Genomic DNA, 18,062 nt, shown 5'->3' on the forward strand with positions numbered 1-18,062 from the left:
GGTGTGGGCGGGGGGAGGAGCGGTGTTACGGGTTGAGTGGGGTCATGGCGCGAGGATGCTGGCGGTATCGCCCTCCTGGCCGATCAGTACGGCGTTGGCCCAGTTCGCGCAGACCTGGGCGGGTTGACTGCCCTGCGCGCCCAGCGTGCGCAGGCTCAGGGACGACAGACCGCGGATGTCCAGCTCCGGCTTGACCACGCCGGGCGCCTTCACCAGACCGCTGTCGTAAAGCAGGCGGCTTCCGCTCCAGACCTGGAATTGCAGGCCGCCGGCGGCGCGGCAGGCGTCGTCGATGCCCAGGTCGGCGCGCAGCAATCGCCACTGGCCTTGCAGGCGCAGATCGATGCGGCTGGTCGCGCCGACGCCGAGGCCGCGACGGAACACCAGGCCGTTCATGCGCAGCGCTTGTTCACCGCGGAAGGCGCGATCGGCGCGCACCTGAGCGGCCAGCGCGGCCGGCAACGGCAGCTCGGAGAGATAGCGTTGCTGTGCCGGCCGCTCCGGTTCCTGGTGTTCGAGGATATGGAAGCTCGACAGCGCAATCGGTCCGACGTCGCGCGGTTGCAGCGCATCGACCGCGCGCGCCGCGCCGGCTTGCGCGGCGGTGACCATCGGATCGGTGGCCGATGCGCCGTCGCCTTCCGGGTTCTGCACGCTGAGCACGCGGAAGCGCAGCAATCGGCCGGCGTGCGCGGGGAAGTCGATGCGCTGCATCTCCTGTTTGAGCTGCAACTGGCCGCGCGCGATCGGCTCGCCCCATTCGCCGTTGCTGTCGCCCAGGTAGACCTCGTAATCGCGGATCTGGCCGTGCTTCCAGTTCTTGTCGTTGCGCGGCGCCAGCTCGATGCCGTCGATCAACTTGCGCTCGCCGAAGCCGATCGTCCATTCGTGCGCACCGGTACGCACAGCTTGATTGCGCACGCTGCGGAACCACGTGTTCGCGTCGTCGTCGAACGCTCTTTCCAAGACATGACCGGGCTCTTCGGCCGGACGGTTGACCACCAGCAGGCTGTCGGCCGGCAGCGCGCGGCCCAGCGCGGGCGCGGCCGGGAACGCATCGTCGGCGGCGGCCGCGGCGACGGCGATGTCCAGCGCCAGTTGCAGCGGCTTGCGGATATCGATGGCGGCGGTGCGCACATGCACGCTGCCCTTGCGTTGCGCCGGATCGAAATACCAGCCCTCGCTCGCGGTTTGCAGCGCGGCGGCATCGGCCAGCTTCGGTAGTGCGCGGCCGTCCAGCGAAACCGCGCGCGGCGCCTGCCGGCTGAGCACGCGCAAGGCGTAGCGCCGCTGCGGCAACTGGCCCTGGTATTGGCCCTGCACGGCATCGATCTGCACCGACACCGGGCCACTGCCCTGCCCCGGCGCGCTCATTCGCACCTGTTGGGTGCTCGACTCGCCCTGCTCGTAACGGCGCGTGTTGCCGTCGTCTTCGTACAGCGTGTACTGCGAATCGCCCTGCGGGTAGAGGTCGAAGGTGATTTCGTCCAGCAGCTTTTCGCCGTCGAACAGCATCGACGGATGCATCGGCACGATCGCGCCGGCGCGCACGAACAGCGGCAGCGTGGCCAGATCGACCTGGCGGTCGAGCTCGCGGCCGGCGGCACCGGCCTGCACGCTGCGGCCGTCCCAGTAATCGATCCAGCGTCCGGCTGGCAGATGGATGCCGCGCCGCCAGCCGCGGCTCGCGGCCTGGCTGCGATACACCGGCGCCACCAGCAGGTCGCGGCCGAGCAGGAACTGGTACTTGTAGGCCTCGTCCTGCGCATGCGGGTCTTGCAGGTAATCCCACATCAGCCCGCGCACCGGCGGCGCGCCGGTTTGCGCTGCCTCGTGAGTTAAGCCGTACATGTACGGCGTCAGCCGCATCTTCAATTTCAGATAGTCGCGATTGATGCTGCGGTAGGGCTCGTCGAACCACCACGGATGCTTGCGCGCATTCGACGACCAGCCCGACATGCCCATCAGCACCGGGGTGAAGGCTTTCCACTGCAGATCGCGGGTGTAGGTTTCGGCGCTGCCGCCGAAGATCGCATCGACATCGCCGGTGGCGTAGGCCATGCCGGACAGGCCCGAGCCGATCAACGTCGGCACGTGCCAGCGGATGTAATCCCAGCTCGCGCTCTGGTCGCCGGTCCAGGCCACGGCATAACGCTGGATGCCGGCCCAGCCCATCACCGTCCACAGGAACGGGCGCGAATCGGAGTTGTGCAGGATGCCGTTGAACGCGGATTGATTGGCGTCCATCGCGAACTGATAGCCCTTGCCGGTCCAGGCCACGTCGAGCTTCTGCACCCGGCTGCCGGCGGTGCCGACTTCCCACGCGATCTTGTCGACGCCGTTCTCGGTCCACAGGCCGGTGCGGAAGCCGTATTTCGCCAGCCCTTTCACCGTCTCGGGCAATTGTTTGTAGCCGCAGCCGTAGCCGTCGTTGGGCAGGATCCAGCCACCGGGCATATCGTGTTCGCGGTACTGCCGCGCCACGCTGTCGACCACATCCGGCGTGGTGCCGGTGGGGCCGTCGTGCCAGCCTTCGGGCACGGTGCCGGGCTTCTTGCCGTTGTCGCCGTCGTTGTAGCAATCCGCGTCGCCGTAGGACAGCGCCCAGCGCGGCAACAGGCCGGGGCGGCCGGTCAGTTGCGTGTAGCGCTCGAGCAGGCGCGGCAGTTCGCCGACGAAGTAATACGCGTCGAAGCGGTCTTCGCGATGCAGCAGCGTGGATTGATCGGGCTGGCGCAAATCATAACTGCCGTCGCTCCAGGTGTTGCGCAACATGCCCCAGCCGCGCGAGCTCAGCAGCATCGGCGCCGGGCTGGGACGGTCGCCCTCTTCCCAGCCGCCGGAGTAGGACACCTCCAGCTCGCGGCCCTTGAACTGATAGCGGCCGTTCTGCTGGCCGCCGCCGTAGAACGCCTCATCTGCCTGCGAGGACAGCACTTGCACGCTTTGTGCGGCGTCCAGGTCCAGCGGTTGCAGCTCCTGCCACAGCGGCGTGCGGCGTTCGCCGTCGATCCGCTCCAAGCGCAGTTTCAGCGGTTGCCGTTGCACATGCAGCACGAGCGCGGCGGTGCGCACGCGCACTTCGGCCTCGTCTTCTTCCAGGGTGGCGGCGACCTTGCTCGCCGGCTGCGGCAACACGATCGGCGCGGCCTTGTCGCCGGCGGGCGTGAGCTTGCCGCGGCGTCCGGCCTGCACGCGCACGATGTCGTCGGCAAGCACGTCGATGCGCAGCACACTGCCGGTATCAGTGCTCAGCTCCCAACTGGAAGGCGCGCCGGCATCGGCGCGGACCGCGCGCAGGTTGCCGACCGGCTCGGCCGACGCCGGCAACGCCGACGCCAACAGGGCAGCCAGGATCGCGATCGACAGTCGCGGACGACGCATGCTCAATTCCACCTTACCCCCGGGCCCGCTGGGCGGGCATTTCGAAACAAACTGCGGCTTGCTTGAGTTTTGAGCTTTCTGGGCTGGCGCTCTTGGGTTGGTTCGCGGCGGCGGAACGGAAAGCGTCGGGGCTGAAGCCCCTCCCACAAAAGCCGGCCCTTCCACAACAACCGCCTCTCCCACTACAGCCGCTGCTTCCACAGAAACCGCGCTTCCCACAACCGCCGCCCTCCCCAAAGGCGGCGCTGGATCAGTAGCGGTCGTTCAAGGCGAAGATCGGCTTGCGGTCTTTCCACTTGCCGCCGGTGAAATCCGGGAATTCCAGGGTCTTGTGCTCGGCGATGGACTGCTCCGACAGTGGCGTGATCGCGCTCCAGGCGATCGCGTCGAAGATGTCGATCGGCATCGGCGCGTCGGCCTTGAGCGCTTCGACGAAAGCATTGATGACGAAGAAATCCATGCCGCCGTGACCGGCATCGGCGGCGGCGGCGGCGAAGCGCTTCCACAGCGGATGGTCGTACTTGGCGAACCAGTCGTCGGCCTTGTCCCACTTGTGCGGCTGGCTCTTGCCTTCGATGTGGATCGAATCGTTGACATCCATCCACAACCCGTCGGTGCCCTGCACGCGGAAGCCCAGCGAGTACGGGCGCGGCAGCGAGGTGTCGTGCTGCAGCACGATGGTTTCGCCGTTCTCGCACAGGATCTGGGTGGTGACCAGATCGCCTAGCTTGAACTTCACCTTGGCGTTGGGATGATCCGGCCCGGCCTTCTTGACGATGTAGTCGTGCAGGCCGCGCGGCTTGCTGGCGAACGCACTCAGATGGGTGAAGCGGTTGCCGCGATGGATGTCGATCGCCATCGCGCACGGGCCGATGCCGTGGCTGGGATACAGGTCGGCGTCGCGCTTGATCGAATGCTCGGTGCGCCAGCGCGCTTCCGACCACGCCTTCGGGCCGAATTCCACACCGCTGCCGTAGGGCTGGTCGGGATTGCCGCTGTTGAATTTCACTCCGCGCAGATCGTGCTGATAACCGCCCTGCAGGTGCACGATCTCGCCGAACAGGCCCTGGCGCACCATGTTGAGCGCGGCCAGCACGTCGCGGCGATAGCACACGTTCTCCAGCAGCATGTACGGCGTGCCGGTGCTTTGCTGGGCGCGCAGCACCTGCCAGTGATCCTCAAGGCTCAGGCCGGCGACCACTTCGCAGCCGACCGCGATGCGCGCCTGCATCGCCGCGATCGCCTGCTCGGCGTGGAATTCCCACGGCGTGGCGATGATCACCGCGTCCAGTCCGCCCTTGGCCAGCATCTTGCGATAGGCCTGGTTGTCGCGGTCGGCGCCGTAGACCGCCGGCTTGGATTTTCCGGCCTTGGCGATCAGCGCCAGCGAGCGGTCGAGCATGATCGGCTCGACATCGCACAGCGCGGTCACTTCCACGTCGTCGCGGCGCAGCAGTTCGGTCAGGTGCACCTGCCCGCGCATGCCCACGCCGATCAGGCCCAGGCGCAGCTTGGAACCGCGTTTGCGCGCGAACGCCGGAGTGAACGCGCTGCTGGCCAGCAGCGTGCTCGCGGTGGCGGAGGTGGCGAGAAAATCGCGTCGGTTCATGCAGGTGCCTCGATCGGATGCGTGAATTGGGGGCTAGCCCGCGCGCGGCGCGGCGGGCGCGGCGGCGCTCAGCGCGGCAGGGGTTTGTATGCGGTGGCTTCGATCTCGATCTTGCAATCGACCATCATCTGCGAGCGCACGCACGAACGCGCCGGCGGCTGGTCGCCGAAGTACTCGCGATAGACGCGGTTGAAGGTCCAGAAGTCGCGCGTGTCGTCGAGCCAGACGGTGATCTTGACCACGTCGCTCAGGCCGCAGCCGGCCAGGCCCAGCACTTTCTTGACGTTCTCCATCGTGCGCCGGGTCTGCGCTTCGATGCCGCCTTGTTCGATCTCGCCGCGCTCGTTCATCGCCACCTGGCCGGAGATGTACACGAAGTCGCCGGCGCGCACCGCCGGCGAGAACGGCAGTTGCTGGCCGCCGGCGCCGCTGGGTTCCAGGCCGTATCGAATGATGGTGTCGTGATCGCTCATTGAGGTTCTCGTAAGTGAAGGGCCGGTCGCCATTACGCCCGATCCCCGCGGCGCTTGCCGCCGGGCCGGATCGGCCGGGTCGCAGGCGGGCCCCATTGGCCCGGCTCCGCCCCCCGGAGCGCCGGAGGTGACAGACCGCCAGCGCCGTGAAATTATCTTACATGGCCGCCCGATGCATTTTGCAGTGCACAATGGCGGTTTATAAGGGCATTTGTTAGCTTTAGCGCCGGGCCCGCCCCGACGTGTTTGAAAATTACAAGGATTTCGGATGACCGCAGGCCGTTCCGCCCCCGTGCGCTCGATCTACGCCTACCCCTGGGACGTGGCTTCGCGCGGCGCGCGCGAGTTCGCCGCCCAGGCGGTCGAGCTGGGCCTGAACTCGGTGACCCTGGCCCTGGCCTACCACGCGGGCAAATTCATCAGCCCGCACCATCGCGGCCAGCGCGTGGTGTTTCCGGAAGACGGCGTGGCCTATTTCGAACCCGACCTGCGCGGCTATGGCGAGATCGCGCCTAGCGCGCACAGCGATCCGGCCTTGCGCCACGTCGCCGCCGATCTGGCCGAAGACGGCCGCCTGCAGGTGCGCGCCTGGACCGTGCTGCTGCACAACAGCCGCCTGGGCGAGCGCCATCCGCTGCACGTCGCGCGCAACGCTTGGGGCGATGCCTACCTCTATAGCCTGTGCCCGTCGTCGCCGGCGGTGTTCGCCTATGCGCAGGCGCTGTGCGCCGACATGGCCCGCCAGCCGGTGCGCGGGCTGGTGCTGGAAACGCCGAACTGGCTGCCGTACGCGCACGGCTATCACCACGAGTTCGCCCAGGTGCGCGGCAACCTGTGGCTGGAAACCCTGCTGGGCCTGTGCTTCTGCTCGCATTGCCGGCATCTGGCCGCGCAGGCCGATCTCGACGCCGATGCGCTGGCCGCGCAAGTGCGCGCGCGCGTCGATGCCTATCTGGCCGCGCCGGTCGACGCGGCGCCGGATCAGGCCGCGGCGTGGTTGCTGGCGGATGTGCTGGAAATGCCGCAGTTGGCCGCGTATCTGAAGCTGCGGCAGAAACGCGTCGCCGATCTGGTGGCGGCGATCCGCGACACCGTGCCGCGCGATCGCGAGGTCTGGGTGATCCCGACCGTGCAGCGGCCGACCGCCAACACCTGGCTCGAAGGCAGTCATCTGGCCGCGCTGGCGCACGCCTGCGACGGCATCGAAGTGCCGTTCTACGAGCCCAACGCCGCGCGCGTGGCGGCGGATGTGTTCGATACCGCGCAACGCGTCGGCGATGCGACGCGGCTGCGTGCGATCCTGCGTCCGGGCCCGCCCGATCTGGGCGACGGCGCCGAACTCGGCGCCGCGCTGGCCGCTGTCAAAGCCGCCGGCATCGGCGATATTTCGTTCTACAACTACGGACTGCTGCGTAACGACCGCCTGCAAGCGCTCGCACGCACCCTGCAGTCGGACCGATGAAGGAATGACCTGATATGAGCCAAAGCCGATTGACCCTGATTACCGGCGCCGCGGGCGGAATCGGCCGCGGGCTGCTGGCGCGCTTCATCGCCGGCGGCGATCGCGTGCTCGCCCACGACCGCGACGCGCAGGCGCTGCAGGCGCTGGCCGCGCAGTTCGAACCCGGGCAGGTGCTGACCGCGGTCAGCGAACTGTCGGACCTGGAGGCCTTGCGCGCGGCGCTGGCGCCGGCCATCGCCGCGCACGGGCCGATCGGCGCGGTCATCGCCAACGCCGGCAGCGCCGAGAGCCTGAGCCTGGCCGGCACCGCGCCGGGCGCGTGGCAACGCGACATCGACGTCAACCTGCACGCCGGTTACTGCACGGTCGAGGCCGCGCTGGACGGCCTCAAGGCCACCCGCGGCAACGTCGTCTTCATCGGTTCGGTCAACGGCCTGGCCGCGCTCGGCCATCCGGCCTACAGCGCGGCCAAGGCGGCGTTGATCAGCTACGCCAAGGCCATTGCCATCGAATACGGCCGGCTGGGCCTGCGCGCCAACGTGATCTGCCCGGGCACGGTGAAGACCCAGGCCTGGCAGGCGCGCGCGGACAAGAACCCGCAAGTGTTCGAAGACTTGAAGAAGTGGTATCCGCTGGGCGATTTCGCCACCCCGCAGGACATCGCCGACGCGGCGTGGTTCCTCGCATCGGATCAGGCGCGCATGATCAGCGGCGCGGTGCTGCCGGTGGACGGCGGCCTGATGGCCGGCAACCGGGTGATGGCGGCGGAATTGACCTTGGAGCAGTTTTGATGAACGACGCGCTGCGCGGGCTTGAGCGACAGCTGATCCACCCCGGCACCAAAGGCCTGGCGCTGCAGCAGCCGCTGCGCCAGGACGACATCGCCGCGCTCGGCCTCAACGTGCTCGACGGACGCTTGTCGTATCCGGTCGCGGTGCTGCGCCAATCCACCCTGGATCACAACATCGCCTGGATGCGCGAGTTCGTCGAGCGCGCCGATGCGTTGCTGGCGCCGCACGGCAAGACCACGATGAGCCCACAACTGTTCCAGGCCCAGCTCGACGCCGGCGCCTGGGCGATCACCCTGGCGACGATTCCGCAATTGCGCGTGGCGCACCGCTTCGGCGTGAAGCGGGTGCTGCTGGCCAATCAGCCGGTGGCGATGGCCGACATCGAAAGCCTGGCCGCGCTGTTGCGCGACGAGGCGGATTTCCAGGCCTGGGTGCTGGTCGATTCCAGCGGCGGCGCGGCGCGATTGAATCAGGTCATGCAACAGGTGGCGCCGCAACGGCGATTGCCGGTGTTGGTCGAACTGGGCGCGCAAGGCGGCCGCAGCGGGGTGCGCGGCGCCGATGCCGCGCTGGAACTGGCGCGCGAAATCCATGCCGCCTCGCATCTGTCGCTGGCCGGCATCGAAGGCTACGAAGGCCTGTGGGTCGGCGCCGATCGCGCCGACGATCTGCGCCGCGTGGAGGACTTGCTGGCGCAGATGGTCGAACTGACCCGGCGCTGCGACGCGCAAGGCCTGTTCGACGGCGAGGAAATCCTGCTCAGCGCCGGCGGCTCGGCCTATTTCGATTTCGTCGCCCGCGCCTTCGCCGGCCTGGGCGACACCTCGCGGCCGCTGCGCCGGGTGCTGCGCTCGGGTTGCTATCTGACCTCCGACCACGGCTTCTATCACGGCCTGCAACAGGAGATGCGCACGCGCCACGACGCCTCGTTCCGCCACGGCCTGCAGCCGGCGCTGGAAGTGTGGGCGATGGTGCAGTCGCGTCCGGAACCGGGGCTGGCGCTGCTGACGCTGGGTAAGCGCGATGCGTCCTACGACATCGACCTGCCGCGGCCGCTGAGCTGGCACCGCCCGGGCGAAACCGCGCCGCGGCCGATGCGCGACACCCGCATCGTCAAGATGAACGATCAACACGCCTACCTGGAACTGCCGCCCGAGCATCCGCTGCAGGTCGGCGATCTGGTCGCCACCGGCATCTCGCATCCGTGCACCACGTTCGACAAGTGGCCGCTGATGCTGCTGACCGACGACCACTACCGCGTCACCGGCGCGATCAACACTTTCTTCTGAGGTACGACGTGTCCGACAACCTGATTCCGGTGATCCGCGGCGCGCTAGAACAGTTGCGCCCGGCCGAGCGCAAGGTCGGCGAAGTGGTGCTGGCCGACCTGGATTTCTCCATCCACGCCAGCATCAGCGAACTGGCCGCGCGCGCCGGCGTGTCCGAGCCCAGCGTGACCCGCTTCTGCCGCGCGGTGGGCTGCGAAAGCCTGCGCCAGTTCAAGGTGCAACTGGCGCACAGCCTGGCCGCGGGCGTACCGTACCAGGCCGTCACCATCGACAAGGACGACGACGCGGCGACCTTGGTGCACAAGGTTTGCGACAGCATCAGCGTGGCCTTGCAGGACGTGCGCGAACGCATCGACCCGGCCGCGCTCGACGCCGCCGCGGCCTTGATCGCCGGCGCGCGCCGGGTCTGCTGCATCGGCGTGGGCTCGGGCTCCGGCGTGGTCGCGCAGGACGCGTTCCTGCGCTTCCTGCGCCTGGACATCGCCGCCAGCGCGCACAGCGACGGCCACCTGCAGCGGCTGGCCGCGGGCATGCTCGACACCCGCGACGTGCTGCTGGCGATCTCGCTGTCCGGACGCAGCCCGGAGATCAACGACAGCGTGCGCATCGCCAAGGAACGCGGCGCGCGGGTGATCGCGCTGACCCACATGGGCACCCCTTTGGGCTGGGACGCGGACGTGCCGCTGCTGTTGCCGCCGTCGAGCGCGGCCACGCCGTATTCGCCGGGCGTGTCGCGGCTGATGCAGCTGACGGTGATCGACATGCTGGCGATCGCGGTGGCGCTGCGGCAGGAACCGGAAGTGCTGGAAAAAGCCCGGCGCGCTAAAGCCGAGCTGGAACGCATGCAATCGCCGAGGCGCGCATGAGCGCCGGCGACACCACCCCATACGATCTGGTCATCGCCGACGCGCAGGTCTTCGACGGCAGCGGCGGCCCAGCCTATCGCGCCGATGTGGCGATCGACAGCGAGCGCATCGCCGCTGTCGGCCCGCCGCACACGCTGCGCGGCCGCGCGGTCGAAGACGCGCAAGGCCTGGCGCTGGCGCCGGGTTTCATCGACGTGCACACCCACGACGACCGCGCCGTGCTCGACGACCCGGGCGTGTTCAACAAACTCAGCCAGGGCGTGACCACGGTGATCGCCGGCAACTGCGGCATCAGCCTGGCGCCGTGGCGCGCCGATCGCGATCCGCCCGCGCCCTTGTCGTTGATCGGCCGCCGGCAGGATTTCCGTTTCGAACGCTTCGCCGATTACCTCGACGCAGTCGATGCGGCGCGGCCGGCGGTCAACGTCGCGGCGATGGTCGGCCATTCGACCTTACGCATCGCCGAGGTCACCGATCTGGAACGCGGCGCCGACGAGGCCGAGATCGAGCGCATGCGCGCGCACCTGCGCGAAGCCATGCGCGCCGGCGCGATCGGTTTTTCCAGCGGCCTGTTCTACAAGCCCAGCCAGGCCGCGCCCAACAGCGAGGTGATCGCGCTGGCGGCCGAAAGCGGCGCCCATGGCGGCGTCTACGCCTCGCACATCCGCAACGAATACGACGGCGTGCTCGACGCGCTGGACGAAGCCATCGATGCCGGCGTCGCCGCGCGCACGCCGGTGATCCTGTCGCACCACAAATGCGCCGGGCCGGCCAACTGGGGCCGCACGGTCGAAACGCTGGCGCGCATCGACGAGCGCCGGCGCCGGCATTGGGTCGGGCTCGACGCGTATCCCTACACCGCCGGTTCCACCGTGCTCGATCCGGATTACGTCGATGGCGTCATCCGGATCATGGTGAGTTGGTCGCAGCCGCATCCGGAACACGCCGGGCGCGATCTGAGCGACATCGCCGCCGACTGGAACGTCGATCAGAAAGAAGCCGCGCGCCGCCTGCATCCGGCCGGCGCGGTGTATTTCCAGATGCGCGAGGACGACGTGCGCCGCGTGCTCAGTCACGACCGCACCATGATCGGCTCCGATGGCCTGCCGCACGACGCGCATCCGCATCCGCGACTGTGGGGCGCGTTCCCGCGCGTGCTGGGCCACTACTGCCGCGACGAAGGCCTGTTCCATCTGGCCGAAGCGATCCGGCGCATGACCTCGCTGTCGGCCGATACCTTCGGCTTGAAGCGGCGCGGCCGCATCGCGGTGGGGCTGGCCGCCGATCTGGTGTTGTTCGACCCGGCCACCATCGCCGACCGCGCCAGCTTCGCCGAACCCAAGCAGGCCGCCGCCGGCATCCGCGCGGTCTGGGTCGCCGGCGCCTGCGCGCTGCGCGACGCGCAAGCCACCGGCGAACGCCGCGGCCGCGCGCTGCGCCGCGAAGAAGAACGCCATGGCCACTGACGCCACCACCCCGCACAGCGCCGGCAAGATCGCGCTGATCGGCGTGGACTGGGGCTCCACGCATCTGCGCGTGCATGCCTTCGACACCCTCGGCGGCATCATCGCCACACGCCAGAGCGCGCGCGGCATGGCCACGCTGGCGGCGCCGGAGGAATTCGCCGCGGCGCTGGACGAATTGCTCAGCGTCGATCTCGACGACGGCGATGCGCCGATCTTGCTCGCCGGCATGGTCGGCGCGCGCAGCGGCTGGCAGGAAGCGCCCTACGCGCCGCTGCCGGCGGACGCGGCGACCCTCGCCGCGTCGCTGCAGCCGCTGCGCTTCAAGGACCGGCGCGCCACTATCGTGCCCGGCGTCAGCGGCCCCAGCGACGGCTTCAATGATGTGATGCGCGGCGAAGAGACACAGGTGCTGGGCGTTCCGCCGGGCACGCGGCGCGCGGTCGCGCCGGGCACGCACAGCAAGTGGCTGCGCCTGGACGGCGGCGCCGTGGTCGGGTTTTCCACCTATCCGACCGGCGAGCTTTATTCCCTGTTGCTGGAACGCAGTCTGATCGGCCGCGGCTTGCCCGCGGGCGCCTGGTCCGAGCGCGGTTTTCTGCAAGGACTGGACACCGCGCGCGAGCGGCCGGACTGGCTGCATCAGTTGTTCGGGGTGCGGGCGCGCAATGTGCGCGATGCCGCTCCGGTGGAGGAGCTGCCTGCTTTTCTTTCCGGTCTGCTGGTTGGTTATGAAGTGATCGGCGCCAACGCCGCGGCCGACGACGGCGGCGGCGAAGTGGCGATCATCGGCGGCGCCCAGCTCGCCGCGACCTATGCCCTGGCACTGCGCCGCTACGGCATCGACCACTACATCATCGAAGGCGACACCGCGTTCTGCCGCGGTCTGTGGCGCATCGCTCAAGCAGCCGGATACGTATGACGATTCCTCTTACTCCCGCCGTGCTGCAGGCATGGCTCGCGCGTTCCCCCTTCGTCGCCATTCTGCGCGGCATCACCCCCGATGAGGCGGTGCCGGTCGGCGAAGCGCTGTGGAGCGCGGGCTGGCGCATCATCGAGGTGCCGCTGAATTCGCCCGACGCGTTCGACAGCATCGCCCGCCTGCAACAGCGCTTCGGCGATTCGATCCTGCTCGGCGCCGGCACCGTGCGGCGCGCGGAGGAAGTGGCCGAGCTCGCCCGCATCGGCGCGCGGCTCATGGTCTGTCCGCACACCGATCCGGCGTTGATCGCCGAGGCCAAACGCGCCGGGCTGCTCGCCCTGCCAGGCGTGGCCACGCCGAGCGAATGCCTGGAAGCACTCGCCGCCGGCGCCGATGCCTTGAAGCTGTTTCCGGCCGACGCTCTGGGCCCGGTCATGCTCGGCGCCTTGCGCGCGGTGTTGCCGGCGGAGGTCGCGGTGCTGCCGGTCGGCGGCATCCACAGCGACAATCTCGCACCGTGGCGCAAGGCCGGCGCGAACGGCTTCGGCATCGGCGGCACTTTGTACAAACCCGGCCATACGCCGGAACAAGTCGCGCAGACCGCGCGCGCCTTCAACGCAGCCTGGGATCAGCCATGACCGGATTTCGTCGCCGCGCCGCCGCCTGCGCGCTTGCCGCCGCTTTATCGTTGGCGATGTTGGCTGCGCCGGCGACGGCGGCGCCGCGTTTCGCGATCGAGGGCGACCAGTTCCTGCTCGACGGCAAGCCGCATCTCATCCGCTCCGGCGAGATGCACTACCCGCGCATCCCGCGCGAGTTCTGGCGCGAACGCCTGCGCCAGGCGCGGGCGATGGGCCTGAACACCGTCACCACCTACGTGTTCTGGAACCTGCACGAACCCGAGCCGGGCCGCTTCGATTTCAGCGGCAATCTCGACATCGCCGCCTTCATCCGCACCGCGCGCGAAGAAGGCCTGGACGTGATCGTGCGGCCCGGCCCGTACATCTGCACCGAACTCGACTTCGGCGGCTTCCCGGCCTGGCTGCTGCGCACGCCGGGGCTGCGCGTGCGCAGCATGGACCCGCGCTACCTCGCCGCCGGCGAGCGCTACCTGCGCCGCGTGCACCAGGAACTGGCGCCGCTGTTGAGCACGCGCGGCGGCCCGATCCTGATGATGCAGATCGAAAACGAGTACGGCTCCTACGGCCGCGATCGCGACTACATGCTCACCGCCCAGCGGCAGATGATCGAGGCCGGCTTCGACGTGCCGCTGTTCACCTCCGACGGCCCCGGCCCGCATTACTTCGAAGGCGGCCCGCTGCCGGACGTGACGGCGGTGATCAACTTCGACGGCGAAGTCGCCGACGCGCAGGCCTCGCTGGAAGAACTGCGCAAGTTCCGCCCGCATGGGCCGCGCATGGTCGGCGAATACTGGGCCGGCTGGTTCGACCACTGGGGCGAGCAGCACCACACCACGCCGCCGCAGCGCGCGGCTTCGACCGTCGAGTGGTTCTTGCAGAACAAAGTCTCGTTCAACCTGTACATGTTCCATGGCGGCACCAGCTTCGGCTGGTTGCCCGGCGCGAACTACAGCCGCGAGATGCCGTACCAGCCCGACACCACCAGTTACGACTACGACGCGCCGGTCGATGAAGCCGGACGGATCACGCCGAAGTACCGCGCCTTGCGCGAGGTGATCGCGCAGCATCTTGAGGCCGGCGAAACATTGCCGGCCGTGGTCGAATCGGCGGCGCCGACGATCGCGATTCCGCGTTTCGAACTCAACCAGTCGGTCGCGCTGCTCGACGCCCTGCCGATGCTCAGCCAACCGGTGCGCGCGCAGCTGCCGCGCAACATGGAAGCCCTGGACCAGAACTACGGCTTCGTGCTCTATCGCAACACCGTGCCGGCCAAGGCCAGCGGCAAACTCGTCGTCGATGAGGTGCGCGATTACGCCACGGTGCTGTGCGACGGCAAGCCGCTGGGCACGCTGGATCGCCGCTTCGGCGAGCGCGAACTGGACGCCGGCTTGAAACCCGGCATGCGACTGGATCTGTTGGTCGAAAACATGGGCCGGATCAACTTCGGCACGCGCCTGGACGAAGAGCGCAAAGGCATCACCCGCTCGGTCCGGATCGGTGACACCGAACTGCTGGACTGGACCCACTACCCGCTGCCGCTGTCGGACCTGAGCCGCCTGCGCTACGCGAAGCAATCGCAGCCGCGCTCCGGCCCGGCGTTCTGGCGCGGCGAATTCACTCTCGACCGCAGCGGCAACACCTTCCTCGACACCCGCGGCTGGGGCAAGGGCCACGTCTGGGTTAACGGCCACCACCTGGGCCGCTATTGGAAGATCGGGCCGCAGCAGACGCTGTTCGTGCCGGCGCCGTGGTTGCGGCGCGGGAGTAATGAGGTGGTGGTGCTGGACGCCGAGGGCGGCCCGGCTTCGCGCGAGCTGAGTGGCGTAGCGGACCCGATTTTCGAAACTCCCGCGAGCAAGACGAAGCCGGACGCGCATTGACGCGGGAGCGTCTCCCGCATCGGGCCACGCGCATGCGCTGCGCATTCAATTCGAGACCGCGCTCAGCGGAGTAAATCGACAAGGCATCGGGCGTAGCACTCACGCACGCACGAACCCATCCGCACTTGCATGCGCGACACGCGAACACATGTCGCGCGACACGCCGACGCGCATGCGCTGCATCACCGGCGTTGGCGCTGGCTTATTCCGGCGCCGGCGTCTCGCCCGCCGGCGCCGTCACCAGATGCAACACCCCGGCCGCGCGCGGATTCGCCGCCGACGGTTGCGCCGCTTCTTCCGCGGCCTCGGCCTCGGGTTCAGCGGTGATCGCCTTGCGCACGTCGGCCAGCATCGGCAGCAGGTTGTAGAACGAATTGGCGACGGCCTTGCGGCCCTGCGCGGTGTAGCGATCGCCTTCGCACAGCGCGAACCAGGTCGCGGCGTGCAAGGCCTGCATCGCGCGGCGCAGCTGCGCGTTCTGGGTGGAAGTGGTGTCCGAGCTCATCGTGGCCTCCAGTCGCTCCAGCAAGGATCGACACGTGCAGCGTAACCAAGTCGCAGATCAGATCCTGCGACGCACGACGGCATCGCGCAGGCGATTCAGCGCCGGTGCGATTTGCGTTGTGCTGCCGATCAGTTTCGTCCTGTGCGACGAAGCGATGGAACGCTGTCGCCCTGCTTCACCGCAGGCGCGACGCGGCGGCGTGGCGCCCCTTTCACCGATGCCACCACCCAGGATGCGGCCCGCGCCATGAGCGATCTGATCGACCAAGCCCAGCACTTCGAGGAAATCAACCTCGCCCAGTCCCTGCAGGCCCGCAAGCTGATGGCCGAGGCGACCGCGCGGCCGGCGGCGGCCGGCTACTGCCTCAACCAGCACTGCCTGGAGCCGTTCGACGGCGAACCCGCCCGCCTCTACTGCGGCCCGGCCTGCGCCGAATCGCATCACCGGCAGATGCAGCGCGACCGGCATCGGCGGCCGGGAGGTTGAACCCGGTACGGCTGTCATGTGAACGGGGCAAAACAGCCAGGAGAATCGCCACGGTGAACGCTGGCCTTATCCCCCTCGATTTAATGGCTCTTCCGGTCCCACCGGCCGCCCGCGCATCGTGGCCGCAGGTCCCTATCGAGCCGCTCTCATGTCCCGTCCCGTCTCGACCGCACGCCGCCGCCTCCTGTTCGATGCCGTCGCCGGCGCCGCCGCGCTGGGCCTGTCGCCCCTGGCCGCCGCCGCGCCCGGCCCGGGCCGGGTCAAGAAACTGTCCGGCACCGACATCGTGCTGCCGACCGGCGACGTGCACGATTTCGATTTCTTCGTCGGCCGCTGGACCTTCAGCAACCGGCGCCTGAAGCGGCGCTGGGTCGGCAGCGATGAATGGGACGAGTTCCCGGCCTCGCTGAGCTGCGAAAGCCGCATGGGCGGGATGGTCAACATCGACGAGGGCGTGTTCCCGACCAAGGGCTGGCAGGGCATGACCGTGCGCGTGTTCAACCTCAAGGAACGGCGCTGGTATCTGTACTGGATCAACAACACCACCGGCGAATTGTTTCCGCCGGTGGCCGGCGGCTTCGACGGCGATCGCGGCGAGTTCTTCGGCGACGACCACGACGACGGCCGGCCGGTGAAGATCCGCTTCCGCTGGACCCGGGTGGACGCCGATCACGCGCGCTGGGAGCAGGCGTTTTCGCTCGACGGCAAGGACTGGGAAACCAACTGGCGGATGGAGCACACCCGCGTGAAGGCCTAGTAGCATGGCGGCATGGCCAAACATGCCGGATCGGTGTTCTCCGTGGATGTGACCGGGCTGGACGCGCAGGCCGGCCAGCCGGCGTATGCGCGCATCTGCGAGCGCATCCGCAGCGCGATCGCCAGCGGCGCGCTGGCGCCGAACGCGCGTCTGCCGTCGGGCCGCACCCTGGCGAAAGACCTGGGCGTGGCGCGCAATACGGTGGACTGGGCGCTGGATCAACTGGTCGCCGACGGCTACATCGTGCGCCGCCGCGGCGCCGGCAGTTTCGTCGCCGCGCAGTTGCCCGAGCGCGACGCGCCGCCGCTGGCGCCCAAGCGCGCGGCCAAACCGCGCGCGGAAACCGAGCCACGACGCCTGTCGCAACGCGCTGATGCGTTGCGCAGTTATCCAGGCCATTACCTCGCCGCTTCGGCGATTCCGTTCACGCCGTCGCTGCCGCCCATCGACCTGTTCCCGCGCGAAGTCTGGAACCGCCTGCTGCAGCGCGAAGCCAGCAAGGCCGGCAGCGATTACTGGGAATATGGCGCCAGCAACGGCCTGCCGGCGCTGCGCGGCGCGATCGCCGCGCACGCCTCGGCGATGCGCGCGGTGCGTTGCTCGCCCGAGCAGGTGATCGTGGTCACCAGCACTCAGCAGGCGGTGGAACTGGCCGGCAAGGTGCTGGCCGATCCGGGCGCCAAGGCCTGGTACGAAACGCCCGGCTATCAACCGGTGCAGCACTGTCTGCGCGCGGCCGGCCTGGAAGTGATCGCGGTGCCGGTGGACGCCGACGGCCTCGACGTCGACGCCGGGCTCGCTCTCGCCGGCGATGCGCGCGTGGCCTACGTCACGCCCGCGCATCAGTATCCGCTGGGCGTGGAGATGTCGATCCAACGCCGCAAGGCGCTGCTCGCATGGGCAACGCAACACGACGGCTACGTGCTGGAAGACGACTACGACGGCGACTACCGCTACGAAGGCCGACCGATCGCGTCGCTGCAAGGCATGGACGATCACGGCCGGGTGATCTACATCGGCAGCTTCAACAAGATCCTGTTTCCGGGCCTGCGCATCGCCTACGCGATCGTGCCCGAGCCGCTGGTCGCCGCCTTCGTCGATGCCAAGCACGCCGCCGACGGCCACACCGCCTTGCTGATGCAGGGCGCGCTGGCGGCCTTCATCCACGAGGGCCATCTGGGCCGGCACCTGCGCACCACCCGCGCGATCTACGACGAACGCCGCCTCGCCTTCCTGCACGAGGCGCAGGCCCTGGCCGATCTATTGGATTTCGGCCCGGCCATCGCCGGCATGCACGTGGCCGCGCGGTTCAAGCCGGCGCTGGCGGCGACGGTGGACGATCGCGCGGTCGCCGAGGCCTGCGCGCGCGAAGGCATCGCCGTGCATCCGCTGTCCAAATACGGAGCCGGCGAACGCGGACTGGTGTTCGGCTTCGCCGGCGCCACCCGCGCGCAGAGCCATGCGGGGCTGACGATCGTGCGCGGCGCGATTCTTGCCGCGCTCGCTTGAACTTGTTCGCTTGAACTTGCTCGCT

The 18,062-nt window shown here is 68.8% G+C and carries 15 protein-coding genes; 11 read left to right on the top strand and 4 right to left on the bottom strand.

Annotated features, from left to right (window positions below; translation table 11 throughout):
• Positions 1-42: 42 nt before the first annotated feature.
• The 3 genes from AB4Y92_RS19840 to AB4Y92_RS19850 all read right to left on the bottom strand — a co-directional run bounded on the left by AB4Y92_RS19840 (position 43) and on the right by AB4Y92_RS19850 (position 5,466).
• Positions 43-3,384 (bottom strand): TIM-barrel domain-containing protein, encoded by a 3,342-nt coding sequence (locus AB4Y92_RS19840; RefSeq protein WP_441821231.1) that lies wholly within the window; start codon positions 3,382-3,384, stop codon positions 43-45.
• Between the two features lie 250 nt (positions 3,385-3,634).
• Entirely contained in the window at positions 3,635-4,993 is a 1,359-nt protein-coding gene (locus AB4Y92_RS19845; RefSeq protein WP_441821232.1) for a Gfo/Idh/MocA family protein, read from the bottom strand.
• Between the two features lie 68 nt (positions 4,994-5,061).
• Positions 5,062-5,466 (bottom strand): RidA family protein, encoded by a 405-nt coding sequence (locus tag AB4Y92_RS19850; protein WP_441821233.1) that lies wholly within the window; start codon positions 5,464-5,466, stop codon positions 5,062-5,064.
• 268 nt (positions 5,467-5,734) lie between these two features.
• Here AB4Y92_RS19850 and AB4Y92_RS19855 point away from each other — a divergent pair, with 268 nt between their 5' ends.
• From AB4Y92_RS19855 to AB4Y92_RS19890, 8 genes are read left to right on the top strand one after another with little or no spacing between them, the layout of a single operon-like run.
• The gene (locus AB4Y92_RS19855) at positions 5,735-6,928 is read left to right on the top strand and encodes a hypothetical protein (protein ID WP_441821234.1); all 1,194 of its coding nucleotides are present in this window, start codon (positions 5,735-5,737) and stop codon (positions 6,926-6,928) included.
• Positions 6,929-6,942: 14 nt separating this feature from the next.
• Entirely contained in the window at positions 6,943-7,719 is a 777-nt protein-coding gene (locus AB4Y92_RS19860) for an SDR family oxidoreductase (RefSeq protein ID WP_441821235.1), read from the top strand.
• A complete protein-coding gene (locus AB4Y92_RS19865; RefSeq protein WP_441821236.1) occupies positions 7,719-9,008 on the top strand; it encodes an amino acid deaminase in 1,290 nt (429 codons plus the stop codon). Before AB4Y92_RS19860 ends, AB4Y92_RS19865 begins: the two co-directional genes overlap by 1 nt.
• An 8-nt stretch (positions 9,009-9,016) precedes the next feature.
• Positions 9,017-9,874, top strand: a complete 858-nt coding sequence (locus AB4Y92_RS19870) for a MurR/RpiR family transcriptional regulator (RefSeq protein WP_441821237.1) — start codon at positions 9,017-9,019, stop codon at positions 9,872-9,874.
• Positions 9,871-11,340: an N-acyl-D-amino-acid deacylase family protein gene (locus tag AB4Y92_RS19875; protein WP_441821238.1), complete on the top strand. Its 1,470-nt coding sequence runs from the start codon at positions 9,871-9,873 to the stop codon at positions 11,338-11,340. Before AB4Y92_RS19870 ends, AB4Y92_RS19875 begins: the two co-directional genes overlap by 4 nt.
• Positions 11,330-12,259 carry a 2-dehydro-3-deoxygalactonokinase gene (locus tag AB4Y92_RS19880; RefSeq protein ID WP_441821239.1) on the top strand — a complete coding sequence of 310 codons (930 nt, stop codon included), beginning with the start codon at positions 11,330-11,332 and terminating at the stop codon, positions 12,257-12,259. Before AB4Y92_RS19875 ends, AB4Y92_RS19880 begins: the two co-directional genes overlap by 11 nt.
• A complete protein-coding gene (locus AB4Y92_RS19885; protein ID WP_441821240.1) occupies positions 12,256-12,897 on the top strand; it encodes a 2-dehydro-3-deoxy-6-phosphogalactonate aldolase in 642 nt (213 codons plus the stop codon). The genes AB4Y92_RS19880 and AB4Y92_RS19885 overlap by 4 nt, the downstream gene beginning before the upstream one ends.
• Complete coding sequence (locus tag AB4Y92_RS19890; protein ID WP_441821241.1) at positions 12,894-14,780, top strand: glycoside hydrolase family 35 protein; 1,887 nt, start codon at positions 12,894-12,896, stop codon at positions 14,778-14,780. Before AB4Y92_RS19885 ends, AB4Y92_RS19890 begins: the two co-directional genes overlap by 4 nt.
• Before the next feature lie 202 nt (positions 14,781-14,982).
• Here the strand turns inward: AB4Y92_RS19890 and AB4Y92_RS19895 are convergent, their stop codons facing one another.
• Positions 14,983-15,285 carry a hypothetical protein gene (locus AB4Y92_RS19895; RefSeq protein ID WP_441821242.1) on the bottom strand — a complete coding sequence of 101 codons (303 nt, stop codon included), beginning with the start codon at positions 15,283-15,285 and terminating at the stop codon, positions 14,983-14,985.
• Between the two features lie 246 nt (positions 15,286-15,531).
• On the opposite strand from AB4Y92_RS19895, the gene AB4Y92_RS19900 reads away from it, so the two are divergent.
• The 3 genes from AB4Y92_RS19900 to pdxR all read left to right on the top strand — a co-directional run bounded on the left by AB4Y92_RS19900 (position 15,532) and on the right by pdxR (position 18,037).
• Entirely contained in the window at positions 15,532-15,771 is a 240-nt protein-coding gene (locus tag AB4Y92_RS19900) for a hypothetical protein (RefSeq protein WP_441821243.1), read from the top strand.
• 148 nt (positions 15,772-15,919) lie between these two features.
• Entirely contained in the window at positions 15,920-16,528 is a 609-nt protein-coding gene (locus tag AB4Y92_RS19905) for a hypothetical protein (RefSeq protein ID WP_441821244.1), read from the top strand.
• Positions 16,529-16,540: 12 nt separating this feature from the next.
• The gene (pdxR, locus tag AB4Y92_RS19910; protein ID WP_441821245.1) at positions 16,541-18,037 is read left to right on the top strand and encodes a MocR-like pyridoxine biosynthesis transcription factor PdxR; all 1,497 of its coding nucleotides are present in this window, start codon (positions 16,541-16,543) and stop codon (positions 18,035-18,037) included.
• Positions 18,038-18,062: the final 25 nt, after the last annotated feature.

This window comes from Lysobacter sp. TAB13 (assembly GCF_052113885.1).
GTDB classification, from domain to species: Bacteria; Pseudomonadota; Gammaproteobacteria; order Xanthomonadales; family Xanthomonadaceae; genus Lysobacter; species Lysobacter gummosus.